This window comes from Streptomyces sp. NBC_01260, assembly GCF_036226405.1.
In the GTDB taxonomy this organism is placed as follows: domain Bacteria; phylum Actinomycetota; class Actinomycetes; order Streptomycetales; family Streptomycetaceae; genus Streptomyces; species Streptomyces laculatispora.
Genome location: NZ_CP108464.1, coordinates 7,441,057 through 7,461,176, shown reverse-complemented (window position 1 = coordinate 7,461,176; position 20,120 = coordinate 7,441,057). Strand labels below are relative to the sequence as shown.

Here is a 20,120-nt window from a genome sequence, read left to right as displayed (position 1 = left end):
GTCAGGTCCTCGGGGTGATTCCTTCGAGGACCATGGACAGGTACTGGCGGGCGATCTCCTCCGGGCTGTGGGTACCGCCGGGGCGGTACCAGGAGGCGGCCACCCAGACGGTGTCGCGGACGAAGCGGTAGACGAGCCGGACGTCCAGGTCGCCGCGGAAGGCCTGTTCGGCGACGCCGCGTTCCAGGGTGCGCAGCCAGGCGTCCTCGAACTTCGCCCGGGAGTCGGTGAGGTAGGTGAAGCGCGGCTGGGCGGAGAGGTGCCTGGACTCCTTCTGGTAGATGGCGACCGCGGGTCCGTGCCGGTCGATCTGCCGGAAGGACTGGGTGACCAGCGCCTCGATGGTCGCCCCGGGTCCGAGTCCGGCGGCCAGGACGGTGCCGTAGCCCGCCCACAGCTCGTCCAGGAAGGCCGAGAGGATCTCGTCCAGCATCGACTCCTTGGAGTCGAAGTGGTAATAGAGGCTGCCCGCGAGCAGCCCCGCCTCGTCCGCGATGCGGCGGACGGTGGTGGCGTTGTAGCCCAGGGCGGCGAACACCTCGGCGGCGGTCGCCAGGAGTTCGGCGCGTCGTTCGGCGTTGGCGTTCCCGGCGATCGCGGTCACGCCCTCTGGCTGCTGACGGAGACGGTCTCCCCGGTCATGTACGAGGAGTAGCCGCTGGCCAGGAAGACGATGACGTTGGCGATCTCCCAGGGCTCGGCGTACCGGCCGAAAGCCTCGCGTTCGGTGAGTTCGGCGAGGAGGTCCGGGGTGGTGACCTTCACCAGGTGCGGGTGCATGGCCAGGCTCGGGGCGACGGCGTTGACGCGTACCCCGAAGTCGGCGGCCTCCAGGGCGGCGCACCGGGTGAGGGCCATGACGCCGGCCTTGGCTGCGGCGTAGTGGGCCTGGCCGCGCTGGGCGCGCCAGCCGATGACGGAGGCGTTGTTGACGACGATGCCGCCGGTGTCGCGGTCCTTGAAGTGGCGCAGGGCGGCGCGGGTGCAGCGGAAGGTGCCGTTCAGGGTGACGTCGAGGACCTTCGACCACTGGTCGTCGGTCATCTCGACGAGGTCGGCGGTGCCGCCGAGGCCCGCGTTGTTGACGACGATGTCGAGGCCGCCGTGCCGCTCGGCGGCGCATGCGAACAGGGCGTCGACCTGCTCCTGATCGGTGACGTCGCAGGGCAGGGCGGCGACGCTGTCCGCGCCGAACTCCTCGGCGAGGGCGGCGGCGGTCTCCCCCAGCCGGCGTTCGTGGGCGTCGCCGATGACGATCCGGGCACCCTCCTCCAGGAATTTGCGGGCCGTCGCACCGCCGATCCCGGCGCCCGCGGCGGCGGTGATCACGGCGGTGCGTCCGGCCAGGAGGGAGTGCCCTGCTACATAGGGCGGCTGGGTGGTCACGGGCGGATCTCCTTGGGCAGGCCGAGGACGCGCTCGGCGATGATGTCGCGCTGGATCTCGTCGGATCCGGCGTAGCTGGTGTCGGAGCGGGTGACGAGGAACAGCCGCTGCCGGTCGTCGAGTTCGTACCTGGACGGCGACGATCGGCGGCAGGAAGCGGGCCCGCCGCTCAGGGGCGCCGAAGGCCGCCGGCGTCGGGCCGAGCGGCTGTTCCCCGATGCGGCTGACCCGTGCGGGGGCGTCGGCGAGGACGTACTCCTCGCGGAAGGCGACCTGTTGCCCGACGACCGCGCCCTCGTGCTCGCGGCCGGGTCCGCCGCAGCCTCGGAGGCCCGCGAAGGATCCGGTGCGGCCGGTGGCCGGCCGCGGATCTCGGTGCGGGACTCCTCGACGCTGCTCATGGGGGTACGTTAATCTACCAAACACTTGTTAGGGAAGGAGGCGCCGATGTCCGCTGCCCACGACGAACCGGTGCGCTACGAGAAGCGGGGCCCGGTCGCGACGGTGACCATGAACCGGCCCGACTACCGCAACGCGCAGAACTCCGCGATGACCTACGCCCTGGACCGGGCGTTCTACCGCGCGGCCGACGACAGCGAGGTGAAGACCGTCGTACTGGCCGGAGCGGGCGAGCACTTCTCCGCGGGCCATGACATCGGCACCCCGGAGCGGGACGCCCATCTGCCGTTCGAACGCCGGGCGGGACTCTGGTGGGACCACTCGGACAAGGAGGGCGCGGAGAGCCGCTTCGCCCGCGAGTCCGAGGTGTATCTGGGCATGTGCCGCCGGTGGCGGGAGCTGCCCAAACCGGTCATCGCGTCCGTGCAGGGCGCGTGCGTGGCGGGCGGACTGATGCTGGCCTGGGTGTGCGACCTGATCGTGGCTTCGCAGGACGCCTTCTTCGCCGATCCGGTGGTCCGCATGGGCATCCCCGGCGTCGAGTACTTCGCGCACCCCTGGGTGATGCCACCGCGGATCGCCAAGGAGTTCCTCTACACCGGCGACCGGATGAGCGCACAGCGCGCGTACGAGGTCGGCATGGTCAACCGGGTCGTGCCCGGGGAGGAACTGGCCGAGCGCACCCGGGAGCTGGCGCTGCGGATCTCCGAGATGCCGCGTCTGGGCCTCGCCCTGACCAAGCGCGCCGTCAACCAGGCCGAGGACCTGCAGGGAATGCACACCGGCATGGACTCGGTGTTCGGCCTGCACCACCTGGCGCACGCCCACAACGCCGAGACCGCGCCCGACGCGCTCGGCGGCATGGACATCCGGGCGATGAAGGAGGCGGGCGCCTGATGGACCTCGATTTCGACGCGGCCGACGAGGCGTTCCGTACCGAGGTGCGCGACTGGCTGGCCGCCCACGTCCCGGCCGCTCCCCTGCCGTCCCTGGAGACCGCCGGGGGATTCGCCGCGCACCGGGAGTGGGAGGCCACGCTGGCCGCCGACCGCTGGTCGGTGGTGTCCTGGCCCGAGGAGTTCGGCGGGCGCGGCGGCTCCCTGCTGCGCTGGCTGGTCTTCGAAGAGGAGTACTACGCCGCCGGGGCGCCCGGCCGGGTCAGCCAGAACGGCATCAATCTGCTGGCCCCCACCCTCTTCGAGAACGGCACCGCCGAGCAGCGCGCCCGGATCCTGCCGGCGATGGCGCGCGGTGAGGTCATCTGGGCGCAGGCCTGGTCGGAGCCGGAGTCCGGCTCCGACCTGGCCTCGCTGAGGTCGACGGCCGTACGGACCGGGGGCGGCTGGCTGCTCAGCGGCCAGAAGACCTGGTCCTCCCGGGCCGCCTTCGCCGACCGGGCCTTCGGCCTGTTCCGCAGCGACCCGGACGCGGACCGGCCGCACCGGGGACTGACGTATCTGATGTTCCCGCTGGACGCCGAGGGTGTCACGGTGCGGCCCATCGGACGGCTCGACGGCAAACCCGCCTTCGCCGAGCTCTTCCTGGACGAGGTGTTCGTGCCGGACGAGGACGTCATCGGCGAGCCCGGACAGGGCTGGCGGGTCGCGATGAGCACCACCGGGAACGAACGCGGACTCACCCTGCGCAGTCCGGGCCGGTTCACGGCCGCGGCGGACCGGCTGACCGCCCTGTGGCGCGAACACGGCGACCCGGCCGACACGGCGCTGCGCGACCGGGTGGCCGATGCGGTGATCGGTGCCCGCGCCTACCGGCTGTTCTCCTACCGGGGCGCCTCCCACGTACTGCACGACGAGGGCGGGCCCGCCGGGGCCGCCTCCAGCCTCAACAAGATCTACTGGTCCGAACTGGACATCGCCCTGCACGAGACGGCGCTCGACCTGCTCGGCCCGTACGGCGAACTCGCCGACCACGCGGGCGAAGCGCCCGCCGGCGGGGGCTGGGCGGAGGGCTACACCTTCTCGCTGGCCGGCCCCGTGTACGCGGGCACCAACGAGATCCAGCGCGACATCATCGCCGAGCGGCTGCTCGGCCTGCCGAAGGGACGCCGGTGATGCGCTTCTTCCTCGACGCCGAGCAGCGGGAGTTCGCCCGCTCCCTCGACGGTCTGCTCACCTCCTGCGACACCCCGGCCGCGATCCGGGCCTGGGCCGTCGGCGGCCACGGGCCGGGGCGGGCCGTCTGGGCCCGGCTCGCCGAGGCCGGGGTGTTCGCACTCGCGGTCCCTCAGGAGCACGACGGTTTCGGCCCGCTGCCCCTCGAACTGACCGTCGCCTTCGAGGCGCTGGGGCGCCACGCCGTCCCGGGACCGCTGGTCGAGACGGTGGCCGCCGCGGCCCTGCTGGACCGGCTCGGCGACCGGCACATGGCCGCCGCCCGGCTGCCCGGCATCGCCTCGGGCAAGTCCCTCGTCTCGCTCTGCCTGACCGCTCTCGGCCCGTACGCCCTGGACGCCGATGTGGCCGACGCGGTGTTCGTGGTGGACGGCGACATCCTGCGCGTCGCCACCGGTGCGGGTCCCGTACAGCCGTCGGCCGATCCGGGGCGGCGGCTGTCGAAGCCGACGGGCGGAACGGTGATCGCCCGGGGCCCGGCGGTGAGCGCCGCGGCCGGGTACGCGGCCGATGTCGCCGCGCTCGCCACGGCGGCCCAGGCACTCGGGGCCGGCCGGACCCTGCTCGCCCGTACCGTCGCCTACGTCACGCAGCGCACCCAGTTCGCAGTGGCGATCGGCTCCTTCCAGGCGGTCAAGCACCGGCTGGCGGACACCCTGCTGGCCCTGGAGTTCGCCGAACCGCTGGTGCACGGCGCCGCGCTCGCGCTCGCCGCCGGCGACGACGGGGCGGGGTGCGACATCGCGGCGGCCAAGGTCACGGCGGGCGAGGCCGCGTACGCAGCGGCGCGCACGGCCCTCCAACTGCACGGGGCCGTGGGCTACACCGACGAGTTCGACCTGTCCCTGTGGATCCGCAAGGCCCGTCCGCTGCGCGACGCCTGGGGCACCCCGGCCGCGTGCCGGGCCCGTGTACTGGCCGGCTGACCGCACACCGAGGGGCGGTTCGGCCGGCCCGGCCCGTCCACCAGAATGAGAGGCCTCACATCATGGACACCGACAGCCCGTTGGACTTCACGGGGCACGTGGTGCTGGTCACCGGCGGCACCAAGGGCATCGGGGCCGCCATCGCCGGGGCGTTCCTCGGCGCCGGGGCGGACGTGGTGGTCTGCGGCCGCACCACTCCGGACACCCTGCCCGCGGCCGGGGGCCGGGAGGCCGTCTTCGTGGCGGCCGATGTGCGTGATCCGGCGGCGGCGGCCGCGTTGGTGGACACCGCCGTGGAACGCTTCGGCCGGCTCGACGTACTCGTCAACAACGCGGGCGGCTCCCCGGACGCCGACGCGGCCACCGTCTCGCCGCGGTTCGTGGAGCGGATCGTCGCGCTCAATCTGCTCGCACCGTTCTATGTGGCGCAGGCGGCCCACCGCGCCATGCACGCCCAGGACGGGGGCGGTTCGGTCGTCAACATCGGCAGTGTGTCCGCCCATGACCCGCAGCCCGGCACCGCCGCGTACACCGCCGCCAAGGCCGGGCTCCTGGCGCTCACCAAGGCGCTGGCCCTGGAGTGGGCGCCCGCGGTCCGGGTCAACCACATCACCACGGGGCTGATCCGCACGCGGAGCGCGGAGTCGGTCTACGGCGCGGACGGCGGGGCTTCGGTGGCGGGCGTCATCCCGATGGGCCGGATGGCCGTGCCCGAGGACGTCGCCCGTGCCTGCCTGTTCCTCGCGAGCGACCTGTCCGGATACATCAACGGGGCGGACCTGGCGGTGCACGGCGGCGGCGAGTACCCCGCCCGCTACCTCGCCGCGAGGACGGCCGGCCAAAGCGGCTGAGGACGACAGGAAGCGGGCCCGGCCCTCTCCCGGGGCCGGGACCGTCCGCGTGCCGGCCCAGGTTGTCCTGGACCGTCAGCCCGAAGGCCCCCCCCGGCCGTACAGCAGCGCCCCCGAGCTCAGTGAAGACATGCGCGCACCCTCTTTTCGCCGCGCGTGGCACCGCCGCCCTCCGCGCCCTCCGGGAAATCTCCGGGACCTTCGCACGTGACGCAGGCCATTCTCTGTGTCCGCGATCTCTGGGTAGGTCTCCGGTACGGTGTCGAACGCTTCGGACCTGACAAACCACAAAGCGGTTCGCCGCCGCCGAGTGACCACGGGACGCCGACCGGCGTATCCGTGCGACATCGCCCGTCCTGACGCCACGCGCTCGTGACACGACTGGGGAGTTTGATGTTCGACAAGGTATTGGTCGCCAACCGCGGAGAGATCGCGATCCGCGCGTTTCGCGCGGCGTTCGAGCTCGGGATCTCCACGGTGGCCGTGTATCCCCACGAGGACCGCAACTCCCTGCACCGGGCCAAGGCCGACGAGGCCTACCGGATCGGTGAGCCCGGCCATCCCGTGCGCGCCTACCTCTCGGTCGACGAGGTCATCAAGGCCGCCCGGAAGGCGGGCGCCGACGCGATCTACCCGGGCTACGGCTTCCTGTCGGAGAACCCGGACCTCGCGGCCGCGTGCTCCGAGGCCGGCATCACGTTCGTCGGACCGCCGGCCTCGGTGCTGAACCTGACCGGGAACAAGTCCCGGGCGGTCGCCGCCGCCCGGGAGGCCGGCGTACCGGTACTGAAGTCCTCCGAACCGTCCGAGGACGTCGACGCGCTCGTCGCCGCCGCCGACGAGATCGGCTTCCCCGTGTTCGTCAAGGCCGTCGCGGGCGGCGGCGGACGCGGCATGCGCCGGGTCGCCGAGGCCGGCGAACTGCGCGAGTCGATCGACGCGGCCATGCGCGAGGCGCGCTCCTCGTTCGGCGACGCGACGGTCTTCCTGGAGCAGGCGGTGATCAATCCCCGCCACATCGAGGTGCAGATCCTCGCCGACGCCGAGGGCAACGTCGTGCACCTGTTCGAGCGGGACTGCTCGCTCCAGCGCCGCCACCAGAAGGTCGTCGAGATCGCGCCCGCCCCGAACCTCGACCCGGCGCTGCGCGACCGGATCTGCGCCGACGCCGTCGCCTTCGCCCACCACATCGGCTACGTGAACGCGGGCACGGTCGAGTTCCTCGTCGACGAACGCGGCAACCACGTCTTCATCGAGATGAACCCGCGCATCCAGGTCGAGCACACCGTGACCGAACAGGTCACCGGGCGCGACCTGGTGATCGCCCAGCTGCGCATCGCGGCGGGCATGACGCTGCCCGAACTGCACCTCACCCAGGACGACATCACCCTCAACGGCACCGCGATGCAGTGCCGCATCACCACCGAGGACCCGGCCAACGGCTTCCGGCCGGACACCGGCACCATCTCCGCCTACCGCTCCCCCGGCGGGCCCGGGGTGCGGCTGGACGGCGGCACCGTCCACACCGGTGCCGAGGTGTCCGCCCACTTCGACTCGATGCTCGTCAAACTCACCTGCCACGGGCACGACTTCACCAACGCGGCCCGCAGGGCGCGCCGGGCCATCGCGGAGTTCCGCATCCGGGGTGTGGCGACCAACCTGCCGTTCCTGGGCGCCGTGCTGGACCAGCCCGACTTCCGGGCGGGACACGTCACGACGAGCTTCATCGAGGAACACCCGGAGCTGATCCGGGCCCGTCCCTCGGCCGACCGCGGCAGCCGCATGCTCGGCTATCTCGCCGAGACCACCGTCAACCGGCCCTACGGGCCCCGCCCCTCCGTCATCGACCCGGCGGACAAGCTGCCGGCCCTGCCTGCCGGGACACCGCCGGCCGGTTCGCGCCAGCGCCTCGCGGCTCTCGGTCCGGAGGCCTTCGCCGCCGAGCTGCGCGCCCAGTCGGCCGTCGCCGTCACCGACACCACGTTCCGCGACGCCCATCAGTCGCTGCTGGCCACCCGGGTCCGGACCCGTGACCTGCTGACCGTCGCCCCGCACGTCGCCCGTACCGCACCGCAGCTGCTGAGCCTCGAATGCTGGGGAGGCGCCACCTACGACGTGGCGCTGCGCTTCCTCGCCGAGGACCCGTGGGAGCGGCTGGTGAAGATCCGGGAGGCCGTGCCCAACATCTGTACCCAGATGCTGCTGCGCGGGCGCAACACGGTCGGCTACACGCCCTACCCCACCGAGGTCACCGAGGCGTTCGTCGCCGAGGCGGCGACCGCCGGAATGGACATCTTCCGGATCTTCGACGCCCTCAACGACGTGTCCCAGATGCGCCCGGCGATCGACGCCGTACGCGCCACCGGCACCTCGGTCGCCGAAGTGGCGCTCTGCTACACCGCGGACCTCTCCGACCCCGGCGAGACCCTGTACACGCTGGACTACTACCTGCGTCTGGCCGAACAGATCGTGGACGCGGGCGCCCATGTGCTCGCCATCAAGGACATGGCCGGGCTGCTGCGCCCGCCGGCCGCCCGCACCCTCGTCACCGCGCTGCGCGAGCGGTTCGACCTGCCGGTCCATCTGCACACCCATGACACGGCCGGCGGGCAGCTCGGCACACTGATCGCCGCCATCGACGCGGGCGTGGACGCGGTGGACGCGGCGGTCGCCTCCATGGCCGGTACGACCAGCCAGCCCCCGCTGTCCGCGCTGGTGGCCGCCACCGATCACACCGAGCGCGCGACGGGCCTCTCCCTCCAGGCCGTGGGCGACCTGGAGCCCTACTGGGAGGCGACCCGCAAGGTCTACGCCCCCTTCGAGTCCGGGCTGGCCTCGCCGACCGGCCGGATCTACCACCACGAGATCCCCGGCGGGCAGCTGTCCAACCTGCGCCAGCAGGCCATCGCCCTGGGTCTGGGCGACCGCTTCGAACTCATCGAGGACTGCTACGCCGCGGCCGACCGGATGCTCGGGCGGCTGGTGAAGGTGACGCCGTCGTCCAAGGTGGTCGGCGATCTGGCACTGCATCTGGTGGGCGCGGGGGTCGAGGCGGCGGACTTTGAGTCCGACCCCGGCAAGTTCGACGTTCCTGACTCCGTGATCGGGTTCCTGCGCGGCGAGCTGGGCGACCCGCCCGGCGGCTGGCCCGAGCCGTTCCGGACCCGCGCGCTCAAGGGCCGCCCGGCGAAGGCGCAGACGCCGCAGTTGTCGGACGAGGACCGCGAGGGCCTGAAGCAATCGCCGCGCGCGACACTGAACCGGCTGCTGTTCCCCGGCCCGACCAAGGAGTTCGACGCCCACCGCGAGGCGTACGGGGACACCTCCGTCCTGCCCACCCAGGACTTCCTGTACGGGCTGGAGCCGGAGACCGAGCACACGGTCACGCTCGATCCCGGTGTCACCCTGCTGATCGAGCTGGAGGCCATCTCCGAGGCCGACGAACGCGGGTTCCGCAGCGTACTGGCCACCCTCAACGGGCAGTTGCGGCCTGTGTCGGTGCGGGACAGGTCCGTCGCCACCGAGGTCAAGGCCGCCGAGAAGGCGGACCGCGGCAACGAGGGCCATGTCGCGGCGCCGTTCGCCGGGGTCGTCACCCTCCAGGTCGAGGAGGGCACGTCGGTGTCGGCCGGCCAGACCGTCGCCACCATCGAGGCGATGAAGATGGAGGCCTCGATCACCGCCCAGACCGCCGGAGTGGTGCGACGCCTCGCGATCGGCAGGGTCCAGCAGGTCGAGGCGGGCGACCTGCTCATCGAGATCGCCTGAGGCACCGGACCGGACTCCGGCCCCGGACAGCGCGGCGTCCGGTCCCCGCGGGCGCGTTCGCGCACCGGGGGCCGGACGTCCGGCGGCCGGGGTGCTGTTACGCGTCGTCGTCGTTGACCCAGCTCATGAGCTTGCGCAGCTCGCGGCCGGTGGTCTCCAGCAGGTGGTCGCTGTCGGCCTTCTTGTACTCGTTGTACTTGGGCAGACCGTTGTGGTACTCGGCCATCCAGGCCTTGGCGAAGGTGCCGTCCTGGATCTCGGCGAGGACCTTCTTCATCTCGGCCTTGGTGGCGTCGGTGATGATGCGCGGGCCGGTGACGTAGTCGCCCCACTCGGCGGTCTCCGAGATCGACCAGCGCATCTTGTCCAGACCGCCCTCGTACATGAGGTCCACGATGAGCTTCAGCTCGTGGAGGCACTCGAAGTACGCGATCTCCGGCTGGTAGCCGGCCTCGGTCAGCGTCTCGAACCCGGCCTTCACCAGGGCGGCGGTACCACCGCAGAGAACGGCCTGCTCACCGAAGAGGTCGGTCTCGGTCTCCTCGGTGAACGTCGTCTTGATGACGCCCGCCCGGGTACCGCCGATGCCCTTGGCGTACGACAGCGCCAGCTCCAGGCCCTTGCCCGTGGCGTCCTGCTCGACGGCCACGATGCACGGAACACCGCGGCCCTCCTCGTACTGGCGGCGCACCAGGTGACCCGGCCCCTTCGGGGCGACCATGCAGACATCGACATTGGCCGGCGGCTTGATGAAGTCGAAACGGATGTTCAGACCGTGGCCGAAGAACAGCGCGTCGCCGTCCTTGAGGTTGTCCTTCACGGACTCCTCGTAGACCTGCGCCTGGATCGGGTCCGGGACCAGGATCATGATGACGTCGGCCTCGGCGGACGCCTCGGCCGGGGACACCACACGCAGGCCCTGCTCCTCGGCCTTCGCCTTGGACTTGGAACCCTCGTGCAGACCGACACGGACGTCGACACCCGAGTCACGCAGCGACAGCGCATGGGCATGGCCCTGGCTGCCGTAACCGAGGACCGCGACCTTGCGGCCCTGGATGATGGACAGGTCGGCATCGTCGTCGTAGAACAGCTCGGCGGGCATGGGGAGTTCTCCTTGGTTCCTGGGACATGAGGGTGTGCGGGCGGAATAGCGGAAAGGAAAGCAGCTCTTAGGCGCTCTGAGCGCGTGCCGCCGTGGCGGTGCCGGCCGGGGTCAGGCGGATCGGCCGGGCCTCTCGCGCGGTGCGGTCGGCCAGGGCCCGGGAGCCGCGGCCGATCGCGATCGCGCCGGACTGGACGAGCTCCTTGATACCGAAGGCCGCGAGCATCCTGAGCATCGCGTCGAGTTTGTCGCCGGAGCCGGTCGCTTCGAGGGTGACGGCATCGGGCGAGACGTCCACGGTTCTGGCCCGGAACAGCTCGGCGATCTGGACGATCTGGGCACGGGAGCCGTTGTCGGCGCTCACCTTCACCAGGACCAGCTCGCGCTGGACGGCGGAGTCGGCCTCCAGCTCGACGATCTTCAGGACGTTGACCAGCTTGTTGAGCTGCTTGGTCACCTGCTCCAGGGCGAGTTCGTGGTCGACCCTGACGACGATGGTGATGCGGGAGAGATCGGGGTGTTCGGTGGTGCCGACCGCGAGCGAGTCGATGTTGAAGCCGCGGCGCGAGAACAGGGCGGCGACACGGGCGAGGATGCCGGGTGTGTTCTCGACCAGGACGGAGAGCGTGTGCTGGGACATGTCGGGAGGTCCTCTCAGTCGTCCGCGGAGTCGCCGAAGTCGGGGCGTACGTCGCGTGCGGCCATGATGTCGTCGTTGGAGGTGCCGGCAGGGACCATCGGCCACACCATCGCGTCCTCGTGGACGATGAAGTCCACCACGACGGGGCGGTCGTTGATCGCGTTGGCCTTGTCGATGATCGCGTCGAGCTCGTACGGGTTCTCGCAGCGCAGGCCCACACAGCCCATCGCCTCGGAGAGCTGTACGAAGTCAGGGACCCGGGTGCCGCGGTTGGTGGTGGATCCCACTCCGCGGGTCGAGCCGGTGGTCGCGTTGGTGGCGCCGTCGTGCAGCACCGTGTTGGAGAACCGCGCGCCGTAGAAGAGGGTCTGCCACTGGCGGACCATCCCGAGCGCGCCGTTGTTGATGATCGCGACCTTGATCGGGATGTTGTTGAGCGCGCAGGTGGTGAGCTCCTGATTGGTCATCTGGAAGCAGCCGTCACCGTCGATCGCCCAGACCGTGCGGTCCGGCATACCGGCCTTGGCACCCATCGCGGCCGGCACCGCGTACCCCATCGTCCCGGCACCGCCCGAGTTGAACCAGGTGCCGGGCTCCTCGTGCGGGAGGAACTGCGCCGCCCACATCTGGTGCTGACCCACACCGGATGCGAACAGTGTTCCTTCCGGGGCGAGTTGACCGATCCGTTCGATGACCTGCTGCGGGGAGAGCAGCCCCGGGTCGGCGGGGAGTTCGTAGCCGCGCCGGTAGGTGGCCCGCCATTGGTCCAGGTCCCGCCACCAGTCGGCGTAGTCGCCGACGCGCCCCTCCTCCCGCTCACCGCGCACGGCGTCGGTCAGGGCGACGAGCACCTCGCGGGCGTCGCCGACGATGGGGACGTCCGCGAGCCGGTTCTTGGAGATCTCCGCCGGGTCGATGTCGGCGTGCACGATCTTGGCGTACGGGGCGAAGCTGTCCAGCCTGCCGGTGACCCGGTCGTCGAACCGGGCCCCCAGGGCGACGATCAGATCGGCCTTCTGCAGCGCGGCGACCGCCGCGACGTCCCCGTGCATACCGGGCATTCCCACGTGCTGGGGGTGGCTGCCGGGGAAGGCGCCGAGCGCCATCAGGGTGGTGGTGACGGGCGCCCCGGTCAGCTCGGCCAAGGTGCGCAGCTCGGCGGTGGCACGTGCCTTGAGCACCCCGCCGCCGACGTACAGGACCGGCCGGCGGGCCGCGGCGATGAGCCGGGCGGCCTCCCGGATCTGCTTGGCGTGCGGCTTGGTGACCGGGCGGTAGCCGGACAGCTCCAGCACCGGCGGCCACTGGAAGGTGGTGGCCGCCTGGAGGGCATCCTTGGTGATGTCGATGAGCACCGGTCCGGGGCGGCCGGTGGAGGCGATGTGGAAGGCCTCGGCGATCGTCCGCGGGATGTCGTCGGCGTTGGTGACCAGGAAGTTGTGCTTGGTGATCGGCATGGTGATGCCGACGATGTCCGCCTCCTGGAAGGCGTCCGTACCGATCGACTTGGAGGGGACCTGGCCGGTGATCGCGACCAGTGGCACGGAGTCCATGTGCGCGTCCGCGATCGGGGTCACCAGATTGGTCGCGCCCGGACCCGAGGTCGCCATGCACACCCCCACCTTGCCGGTGGCCTGGGCGTATCCGGTGGCCGCGTGCCCGGCGCCCTGCTCGTGGCGGACCAGCACATGACGGACCCGGGTGGAGTCCATCAAGGGGTCGTACGCCGGAAGGATGCAGCCGCCCGGGATACCGAACACGGTGTCCGCGCCGGCCTCTTCGAGTGAGCGGATGAGGGACTGGGCGCCCGTCACCTGCTCGGCGCCGGTGTCCGGCTGCCCGGTGGTGCGGGTCCGCACTTGCGGGAGGAGGGCCGCGGGGGCCTGCTGCACAGCGTTTGACATCGTCAGTTCCAAAAGTCCGTAGGAGTGTTGTCGAGGACGTTTCGGTGATCGGCGGCCGCGGGAGCGGCCGGGTGGTACGGGCCCGCCGCCGGGTGATCACCGCAACGGTGCACCCGGCGGACCTCGGGACGGGTCAGGGCGGGGCCCCCGCCGTCTGCAGGGCGTCGCAGGCATGGCGTACGACTTCGAGGCCGGAGAGCCTCTTGACGAGCGGCCCGTCCACGCTCAGCTCGCCGCGCACCGCCACCGCCGCCGCGTAGCCCCGGTCCACCGGGACGTCGAGCAGGGTCCAGCCGGACGGCGGGTACGGGCCCTCGGGGCGGCCCGAGCCGACGTAGTCGAGGGCGGGATCGCGGCCCAGGCCCGTGCCGAGGCCCTTGAGGTAGGCCTCCTTGCGGGTCCACAGCCGGGCCAGTGCCCGAGGCCGCTCCGGGGGGCTGAGCGCGGCCAGTTCGGCCTGCTCGTCCACGTGCAGCATCGAGGCGAGTTCGGCGGCGCCGTCCTCGTCCCCCACCAGCTCCACGTCGACCCCTATGGGGGCCGCCGCGGTACCGACGACGGCGAGATCGCCGCGGTGGGACAGTGAGAAGAACAGCCGGTCGTCGGCGTCGAGCACGGTGGGCCGGCCGTGCGGTCCGCCGCAGCAGGGACAGGTGTCCCGGCCGAGGTGGACGTCCTCGGGGCGCAGGCTCAGGTACGAGCCGAGCAGCCGTCGAAGGGCGACATGCGCGGCCGTGAACCGGGTTCGGTCCGCGGCGTGCATGAGGGTGGCGGCACGTTGACGCTCGGTCGCGTCGAGTACCCGTTCGTCCAGGATGCCCAGGGGGACATCCGAGACCCTCAGGAGCCAGAGGTCCAGTGAGCCGGGGGGTGGCAGCTCACGAACGACCCACGGCAGGGTTTGTTCCACGGGGTCTCTCCTGTTCGTACGAGAGTGGCAGGCGAGCCGGGTCTCACCGCGCGGCCGGCGCGACCGGCAGGTCCCGCCTTCCGCGCAGCGGCCCGATCAGGAGGAGCAGCGGGGTCAGGGCGAGGCCGGCGGTGAGGACCCACAGGGCGGGCCGCAGACCGAGGACGGTGCCGAGGCCTCCGCCGAGCACTGAACCGATGGGAATGACGCCGAAGTTCGCGACCGAGATGCTGGCCGAGACACGGCCGAGCAGCTGGGGCGGACAGTAGCGCTGGCGGAACGCTCCCTGGATCACGTTGGCGAGCACCACGCCGAGCGAGAGCACGGCGCTCCCGACCACCAGGGCGGACAGTCTCCAGTCCTTGTTGGTCAGCGGGATGAGCAGGGCGAACGGGGCGCTGAGGACCGTGGCGACCAGCAGTCCGCGGGCCGAGCCGAACCGTGCGATCACGCGTTTCGCGGTGGTGGCCCCGAGGATGCCGCCGATGCTGCTCGACGCGAGGAGCCATCCGGTGGCGCCTTCGGGTATCCCGAGTCCGCGGAGGATGAAGTACGGCAGGACCGCCGCCTCGGCCGTGAGCACCAGGTTGGTGGCGGTGCCGTACAGGGTGAGCACCCGCAGGTAGGGGTCCTTGAAGGCGAACCGGAGCCCCTCCTTGATGTCCTGCACCAGGGCCGGCCGTTCGGCGGGTTTCTCCGGGACCGGCTCCTTGCTTCGGATGCCGGACAGGCAGAGCGCCGAGACGAGGAACGTCGCCGAGTTGGCGAGGAGACCGGAGGTGGCGCCGAAGGCCTGGGCGAGCAGGCCGCCCCCGCCCAGCCCCGCGACCTGGGCGACCGACTCACTGCCCTGAAGCTTGGCGTTGGCCTCCTGGAGGTCCTCGGGCTCGACGATGGAGGGCACGTAGACCTTGTAGGAGATCCCGAAGAAGACCGCGGCGAACCCGTTGACCAACGCCACGGCCAGCAGTTGGGTCATCGTCAGGATCCCGAGCCAGCCCGCGACCGGGACGCTCGCCAGGAGCACGAGCGGGACCAGGTTGCAGATCTGCATGATCGGCCGTCGTCGCATCCGGTCCACCCAGGCGCCGGCCGGCAGGCCGATCAGCAGCCAGGGCAGCCAGGGGGCGGCGGCCAGCAGACTCACCGAGAAGACGCTCTCGTGGAGGGTCACCGTGGCGACCATCGGCATGGCGACGGCAGTGATGTTGATGCCGACGCGGTTGGTCGTCTCGCCTGTCCACAGCAGCCGGAAGTCGCGGTTGCCGCGCAGTCCGCCGCGCGGCGGCGGTGTCCGGTCCGTGCCGGCCTCGCGTTCGGTCAGCCGGGCGCTCATGACGTCACCGCCTTGAGTACGGCCTGCGTCAGCAGCGCGCTCCCGTCCGACCAGCGGGTGCGCCGCTCGGTCAGCTCGGCCTTCAGTACGTCCCGCCCGGTCGCCAGAGCGCGTATCCCGTCGGCCGTGGAGCCGGGTCCGCCGCCGTGGGCGCACGCCTCGGCCACCCGGTCGGGGGCCAGTCCGCCGTCGTCGACGGCGGTGAAGCGGGCCGCGTCCTCCAGCGACCGGCCGGAGTCCAGGGCGCCGAGCACGGTCTCGCCCACCAGGTGGTGCGCGGCCCGGAACGGCATCCCGTCCAGCACGAGCCGTTCCGCCAGGTAGGTGGCCGAGGTGAAGCCGTCCACGGCCCGGTCCGTCATGCGTTCGCGCTCCGGTTCGGTGCCCGCGACCACCAGGCTCAGCAGCGTCACCGCGTCGGTGGTGCCGCTCAGTCCGGGCCACAGGTGCCGCACGGCCTCGGTGCCGACCGCGATGGCGTTGGTGTAGCCGCCGGTGGTCATGGCGGTCGCCGCGCCGACGAAGGCGCCGAGGCTCGCGCTGGACCGGCCCTGGATGTGTTCGAGCAGGAACGGGTTGCGCTTCTGCGGCATCATCGAGCTGGACCCGACGAGGGTGTCGCCCACCCGCAGCAGCCCGAACTCCTCCGAAGTCCAGGTGCTCAGGTCCCGGCCCGCCCTGGCCAGTGCTACCCCGAGGACGGCGGACGCGGACAGCAGGTCCAGGACGAAGTCGCGGGAGGCCACCGCGTCGACCGAGTTGGGCGCGGCGGAGCTGAAGCCGAGGAGCTCGGCGGTGCGCCGGGGGTCGATGGGGACGGAGGTCCCGCCGATCGCGCCGGCTCCCAGCGGGTTGACGTCGATCTGGCGTCCGGCGTCCAGCAGCGACTCGTACGCGCGCAGTACGGCGCCGGCGACGCCGGCGAGGTAGTGGCCGTAGCTGATCGGCACCGCGGGCTGGCCGTGGGTGTAGGCGGGCATGACCACGTCCCGGTACTCCTCGGCCTTCGCCAGGAGCACCCCCGCCAGCCGGTCGACCGCGTCGAGCAGCGCCAGGAAGGGGCCGCGGGTCTTCAGCCGGGTGGTGGTGGCGTTGAGGTCGTTGCGCGAGCGGCCGGTGTGCAGGATGCCACCGGTCCGGTCGCCCAGCTGCTCGATGAGGTGCCCCTCGTACGCCAGATAGACGCCACGCGGCATCGGCCGGGAGCGGACCGGTGCGAAGTCCTGCCCGCGCAGCTCCTCGATGGCGCGCAGCAGGGCGGCGGCCCGGTCGGCGTCGACGATCCCGCGCTCGGTGAGCATGATCAGGTGGGCGCGGTCGACCTCGCTGATGCAGCGCAGCTCCTCGCCGAGCCCGTCGGCGGTGTCCGGCAGGTACTGGTCGTAGACGATGCGGTGCGCCTCGGCGTCGAGCGCGGCCTTGAGCCGGCCGGTGTCGACGCCGAGTGCCGGAGCTGTGGTCATGCGTATGCCTCCTCTGTGTGCAGATCCGCGTAGGACACGGCCTCACCGAGCAGGGCCACGGCCCGGTCGGCTGCTTCGGCCGCCCGTCCCGAGCGGTCGGCGACGGCGATGACGTGGCCGACGCGGCCCCGGAAGTCCTCGGCGGGGCCGACCGGTTCACCGGGGACGCGGTAGAGCAGCGCCTCGACGGTGCCCGGTACGGTGCGGGCCCGGTGCACGGCGTCGTCCAGTGCGGCGGACGGCGCCAGGATGCCGTCCTGTGCGCAGGTGAGGAACCGGATCGAGGCGCGGGCGTATCCGCCGCGCTCCAGTTCGGGAGCGGCGCCGAGCGCGGCGAGCACCTGGGCCCGTACGAGGTCGATCCCGCAGGCCCTGCGGACCAGTTCGGGGATCATGCCGCCGGCCAGCCGGGGGTTGACCTCGATGACCTGGGCGGTCCGGGTCCCGGTCAGCCGCAGTTCCACATGGGCGGCGCCCCAGCCGAGGCCGAGCGCCCGCACCGCGCGTACCGCGGTCTCGCGCAGCGCGATCTCCTGCTCGCCGGGGAGCGCGGCCGGTACGTCGTGGCCGGTCTCGACGAACACCGGGAGCGGCCCGACGTGTTTGGCGACGGTGACGACGGCTTCGGTGCCGAACACCTCGACGGAGAACTCCGGACCTGTCAGGTACTGCTCGACCAGGATCCGGCCCGGTGCGGTGATGCCGCGCTCGTTGACGGTGGCCGCCAGCAGCGTCCCGGCGTGCTCGGCGACCTCGTCGAGGTCCGCGCAGAGCCGTACGCCCAGACTCCCCGACCCCTGCACCGGTTTGACCACCACGGGCAGTCCGATGCCGCGGGCCGCGTCGATCGCGCCTGCCACCTCGGAGACGACGGCGAAGTCCGCCGAGCCGACGCCCGCGCCGGTCAGGGCCCGGCGCTGCTCGGCCTTGTCGCGGCAGGCCCGCACGGCCTCGGCCGACGGGCCGGGCAGCCCGAGCCGGTACGCCAGTGCGGCGGCGGTGGGTACGTAGTACTCGGAGCTGGTCAGGACGCCCGCGACGGTGGCCTCGGCCTCCAGCGCCCGGACGGCCGCCCACAGCGCGGACTCGTCGGAGGTGTCCACGACGACCGTCCGCAGCCGGTCCTCGGCGGCGTACGGGTAGCGGCCCGGGTCGGCGCAGAGCAGCACCGGCACCACACCCAGCTCGGCCGCGCGCCGCGCGAACAGCCGTCCCGTACCGGTGGTGTTGCTCTCCACCAGGAGCAGCAGGCGCTCGCTCATGAGCCGACCACCGGCATCACCACGTCGTCGAAGCCGCGGCGGGCCCACAGCAGCCGGGACCAGGCGGCGGTGGCGTCCAGCGGGTGTTCGACGGTGCGGGGGCCGCCGGCGGCGGGGGCGGGGACGATCCCCTGCTCGCTCAGCCAGGTGTCGTTGTAGACCGTGGACTGGTAGCGGTAGCCCTCGTCCGGGAGCACCATCACGACGGTGCTTTCCGGGTTCTGCTCGGCCCACCAGGACGCCACCTGGAAGGAAGCGCCGCTGGTCGGGCCCATGAACAGGCCGTGTGCGCGGTAGAGCTCGTGGGTCGCGTGGAACGCCTCGGGGGCGGTCACCCAGTGGACCTCGTCGTAGGCGGTGTGGCTGACGTTGCCCGGGTGGATGCTGCTGCCGAGTCCGCGCAGCGTGCGCGGCCCGTCCGGGCTGCCGAAGATGATGCTGCCCTGGGTGTCCACGCCGACCAGGTGCATTGCGGGGCCGGTCTGGCGCAGCGCGGCGGCGAGTCCGCCGGTGGAGCCGCCCGAACCCACCGGGCCCACCAGGCAGTCCACGGCGCCGACGGTGTCCCCGATCAGGTCGGCGACGACGCCGTACGCGCCGGGGTTGTCGGGGTTGTCGTACTGGCCGGGGACGAAGGCCTCCGGGTCCTGCCGGCGCAGCTCCTCCACACGGGCGAGCCGTGCGCCCTGGATGCCGCCGGCCTGGCCGGTGTGCTCGACGATCTCCACCGTCGTACCGAGCATTTCGAGCCTGGTGCGCAGATCGCGGTCGATCGCCGAGTCGCCGACGATGGTCAGCGGGTAGCCGCGCAGACGGCAGACCATGGCCAGGCCCAGGGCGAAGGTGCCGGAGGAGGTCTCGATGATCCGGGTGCCGGGGGAGATCAGGCCGGCGGCCTCGGCGCGGTCGAGTATGTAGCGGGCGGGCAGCAGCTTCATCAGGCTGAAGGCGGCCGCGTAGAGGTTGTCGCTCACCTTGATGATGCGTGGCAGCTCCGTCGCCTCCACGATCGAGGAGTGAGCCTTGGGCAGAGTCGTCGTCGTCATGTCAGTCACCCGTTGTGTAGTTCCACTGCTCGTGAATTCCGAGCTCTTGCAGGAGGTCCTGGGCCGTGTCGGTCCGCGCCTCGACCTCGGGGTCGTCCCGGTCGAAGAGGAGTCCGGCGATGTCCCCGCTGTGCGCCGCCTGTATCCCGACGGCTCCGGTGGTCCGCGCGATGTCACGGATGCGGTCGAGCTCCGGGATCGGCAGATGGCGCTGGTTGATCTCCGTGCTGGCTGTGGCCACCGATCCCAGCAGGGCCACGTCCTTCATCTGGATGGCCTCCCGGAGCATCGACTGCAGCCGGGTGAAGAGGTCGATCTCGTCCTGCCCGTAGCGGGCCGGCGAGAAGGCCAGCGTGTCCACGCCCCGCCCGCCGCCCTCGGGCCGCGAGCCGAAGCCGAGGATCCGCAGGGCCGGCATCCGGTAGCCGAAGTCCTCGATCACCCTGCCCTCGCGCTGGGCGAACAGGACGGTGGACTCCTCGAACATCAGGGAGTCGGACGCGGTCTCGGCGCGCACCGCGATCCTGGCGACCTCCTGCGGCGGCAGCGGGCTGACGAAGGCGTCCTTGACCGCCCAGATGGCCGCGAGCACATCGCTCGTGGACGAGCCGAAGCCCCGGCACAGCGGTACGTCACCGGTGAGGTCGAGGTGACCGCCCGCCGGCTCGGCGCCCGGCGGTGTCACGGCGCGGACCGCGAGTTCGGCCGCGCGCCGGGCCTTGCCCTTCCAGGCCGGCGTGACGGTGACCTCGTCGCCGGGAGCGGGGATGAACGTCGCACGGGTCGCGTGAATGGTGCAGGGAAGAGTGACGAGACCTCGGGTGAGCCCGCTGTCACCGGTGAACACGCCTTGCAGGATCTCACCGTGGTGGACGGGGGCTGAAGCTACCCCGACACGCCAGCCGGAATGATCAACCATTTCCTTGACTTTCTGTTGCCGGGAGCCGTGGCCTGCGGATGGCTTCACGCTATGCAGGCCGGAACCTGCCGCCCGG

16 protein-coding genes and 1 pseudogene are annotated in these 20,120 nt (G+C 71.8%); 5 read left to right on the top strand and 12 right to left on the bottom strand.

Annotation, left to right across the window (positions count from 1 at the left end; genetic code table 11):
* Position 1 precedes the first annotated feature (1 nt).
* The 3 genes and pseudogenes from OG322_RS33195 to OG322_RS33185 all read right to left on the bottom strand — a co-directional run.
* Positions 2–604: a TetR/AcrR family transcriptional regulator gene (locus tag OG322_RS33195; RefSeq protein WP_123468063.1), complete on the bottom strand. Its 603-nt coding sequence runs from the start codon at positions 602–604 to the stop codon at positions 2–4.
* Positions 601–1,386 carry an SDR family oxidoreductase gene (locus OG322_RS33190; protein WP_123469659.1) on the bottom strand — a complete coding sequence of 262 codons (786 nt, stop codon included), beginning with the start codon at positions 1,384–1,386 and terminating at the stop codon, positions 601–603. The genes OG322_RS33195 and OG322_RS33190 overlap by 4 nt, the downstream gene beginning before the upstream one ends.
* Positions 1,383–1,514, bottom strand: a pseudogene (locus OG322_RS33185) (acyl-CoA dehydrogenase family protein); the annotation flags it as partial. The gene OG322_RS33190 and the pseudogene OG322_RS33185, both read right to left, overlap by 4 nt.
* A gap of 319 nt (positions 1,515–1,833) precedes the next feature.
* On the opposite strand from OG322_RS33185, the gene OG322_RS33180 reads away from it, so the two are divergent.
* The 5 genes from OG322_RS33180 (at position 1,834) to OG322_RS33160 (ending at position 9,462) form a co-directional block, all read left to right on the top strand.
* Complete coding sequence (locus OG322_RS33180; RefSeq protein WP_207317645.1) at positions 1,834–2,682, top strand: enoyl-CoA hydratase; 849 nt, start codon at positions 1,834–1,836, stop codon at positions 2,680–2,682.
* Positions 2,682–3,857 carry an acyl-CoA dehydrogenase family protein gene (locus tag OG322_RS33175; RefSeq protein ID WP_123468067.1) on the top strand — a complete coding sequence of 392 codons (1,176 nt, stop codon included), beginning with the start codon at positions 2,682–2,684 and terminating at the stop codon, positions 3,855–3,857. The genes OG322_RS33180 and OG322_RS33175 overlap by 1 nt, the downstream gene beginning before the upstream one ends.
* On the top strand, positions 3,857–4,843 hold the full coding sequence (locus tag OG322_RS33170) for an acyl-CoA dehydrogenase family protein (protein WP_124286887.1): 987 nt from the start codon (positions 3,857–3,859) through the stop codon (positions 4,841–4,843). The genes OG322_RS33175 and OG322_RS33170 overlap by 1 nt, the downstream gene beginning before the upstream one ends.
* A gap of 62 nt (positions 4,844–4,905) precedes the next feature.
* Entirely contained in the window at positions 4,906–5,694 is a 789-nt protein-coding gene (locus tag OG322_RS33165; RefSeq protein ID WP_123468071.1) for an SDR family oxidoreductase, read from the top strand.
* Positions 5,695–6,087: 393 nt separating this feature from the next.
* Positions 6,088–9,462 (top strand): pyruvate carboxylase, encoded by a 3,375-nt coding sequence (locus tag OG322_RS33160; RefSeq protein WP_329307361.1) that lies wholly within the window; start codon positions 6,088–6,090, stop codon positions 9,460–9,462.
* 97 nt (positions 9,463–9,559) lie between these two features.
* Here OG322_RS33160 and ilvC read toward each other — a convergent pair whose 3' ends face one another.
* From ilvC to OG322_RS33115, 9 genes are all read right to left on the bottom strand, one after another.
* The gene (gene ilvC / locus OG322_RS33155) at positions 9,560–10,564 is read right to left on the bottom strand and encodes a ketol-acid reductoisomerase (protein WP_123468075.1); all 1,005 of its coding nucleotides are present in this window, start codon (positions 10,562–10,564) and stop codon (positions 9,560–9,562) included.
* A gap of 67 nt (positions 10,565–10,631) precedes the next feature.
* Complete coding sequence (gene ilvN / locus OG322_RS33150) at positions 10,632–11,204, bottom strand: acetolactate synthase small subunit (RefSeq protein ID WP_123468077.1); 573 nt, start codon at positions 11,202–11,204, stop codon at positions 10,632–10,634.
* A 14-nt stretch (positions 11,205–11,218) separates the two neighbouring features.
* Entirely contained in the window at positions 11,219–13,108 is a 1,890-nt protein-coding gene (locus OG322_RS33145) for an acetolactate synthase large subunit (RefSeq protein ID WP_123468079.1), read from the bottom strand.
* Positions 13,109–13,241: 133 nt separating this feature from the next.
* The gene (locus OG322_RS33140) at positions 13,242–14,018 is read right to left on the bottom strand and encodes a 4'-phosphopantetheinyl transferase family protein (RefSeq protein WP_241200606.1); all 777 of its coding nucleotides are present in this window, start codon (positions 14,016–14,018) and stop codon (positions 13,242–13,244) included.
* 43 nt (positions 14,019–14,061) lie between these two features.
* The gene (locus OG322_RS33135; RefSeq protein ID WP_123468081.1) at positions 14,062–15,354 is read right to left on the bottom strand and encodes an MFS transporter; all 1,293 of its coding nucleotides are present in this window, start codon (positions 15,352–15,354) and stop codon (positions 14,062–14,064) included.
* Positions 15,351–16,817 (bottom strand): argininosuccinate lyase, encoded by a 1,467-nt coding sequence (gene argH / locus OG322_RS33130; protein ID WP_123468084.1) that lies wholly within the window; start codon positions 16,815–16,817, stop codon positions 15,351–15,353. Before argH ends, OG322_RS33135 begins: the two co-directional genes overlap by 4 nt.
* Positions 16,814–18,079 carry an ATP-grasp domain-containing protein gene (locus tag OG322_RS33125; RefSeq protein ID WP_124286889.1) on the bottom strand — a complete coding sequence of 422 codons (1,266 nt, stop codon included), beginning with the start codon at positions 18,077–18,079 and terminating at the stop codon, positions 16,814–16,816. The genes argH and OG322_RS33125 overlap by 4 nt, the downstream gene beginning before the upstream one ends.
* Positions 18,076–19,125, bottom strand: a complete 1,050-nt coding sequence (locus tag OG322_RS33120; protein WP_185095638.1) for a PLP-dependent cysteine synthase family protein — start codon at positions 19,123–19,125, stop codon at positions 18,076–18,078. Before OG322_RS33120 ends, OG322_RS33125 begins: the two co-directional genes overlap by 4 nt.
* Position 19,126: 1 nt before the next feature.
* Positions 19,127–19,972 (bottom strand): GHMP family kinase ATP-binding protein, encoded by an 846-nt coding sequence (locus OG322_RS33115; RefSeq protein ID WP_241200607.1) that lies wholly within the window; start codon positions 19,970–19,972, stop codon positions 19,127–19,129.
* Between the last annotated feature and the right edge of the window lie 148 nt (positions 19,973–20,120).

Coding starts and splice junctions, on each gene's coding strand:
- OG322_RS33180 (WP_207317645.1), top strand. CDS start 1,834: ATGTCCGCTGCCCACGACGAACCGGTGCGCTACGAGAAGCGGGGCCCG.
- OG322_RS33175 (WP_123468067.1), top strand. CDS start 2,682: ATGGACCTCGATTTCGACGCGGCCGACGAGGCGTTCCGTACCGAGGTG.
- OG322_RS33170 (WP_124286887.1), top strand. CDS start 3,857: ATGCGCTTCTTCCTCGACGCCGAGCAGCGGGAGTTCGCCCGCTCCCTC.
- OG322_RS33165 (WP_123468071.1), top strand. CDS start 4,906: ATGGACACCGACAGCCCGTTGGACTTCACGGGGCACGTGGTGCTGGTC.
- OG322_RS33160 (WP_329307361.1), top strand. CDS start 6,088: ATGTTCGACAAGGTATTGGTCGCCAACCGCGGAGAGATCGCGATCCGC.
- ilvC (WP_123468075.1), bottom strand. CDS start 10,564: ATGCCCGCCGAGCTGTTCTACGACGACGATGCCGACCTGTCCATCATC.
- ilvN (WP_123468077.1), bottom strand. CDS start 11,204: ATGTCCCAGCACACGCTCTCCGTCCTGGTCGAGAACACACCCGGCATC.
- OG322_RS33145 (WP_123468079.1), bottom strand. CDS start 13,108: ATGTCAAACGCTGTGCAGCAGGCCCCCGCGGCCCTCCTCCCGCAAGTG.
- OG322_RS33135 (WP_123468081.1), bottom strand. CDS start 15,354: ATGAGCGCCCGGCTGACCGAACGCGAGGCCGGCACGGACCGGACACCG.
- argH (WP_123468084.1), bottom strand. CDS start 16,817: ATGACCACAGCTCCGGCACTCGGCGTCGACACCGGCCGGCTCAAGGCC.
- OG322_RS33125 (WP_124286889.1), bottom strand. CDS start 18,079: ATGAGCGAGCGCCTGCTGCTCCTGGTGGAGAGCAACACCACCGGTACG.
- OG322_RS33120 (WP_185095638.1), bottom strand. CDS start 19,125: ATGACGACGACGACTCTGCCCAAGGCTCACTCCTCGATCGTGGAGGCG.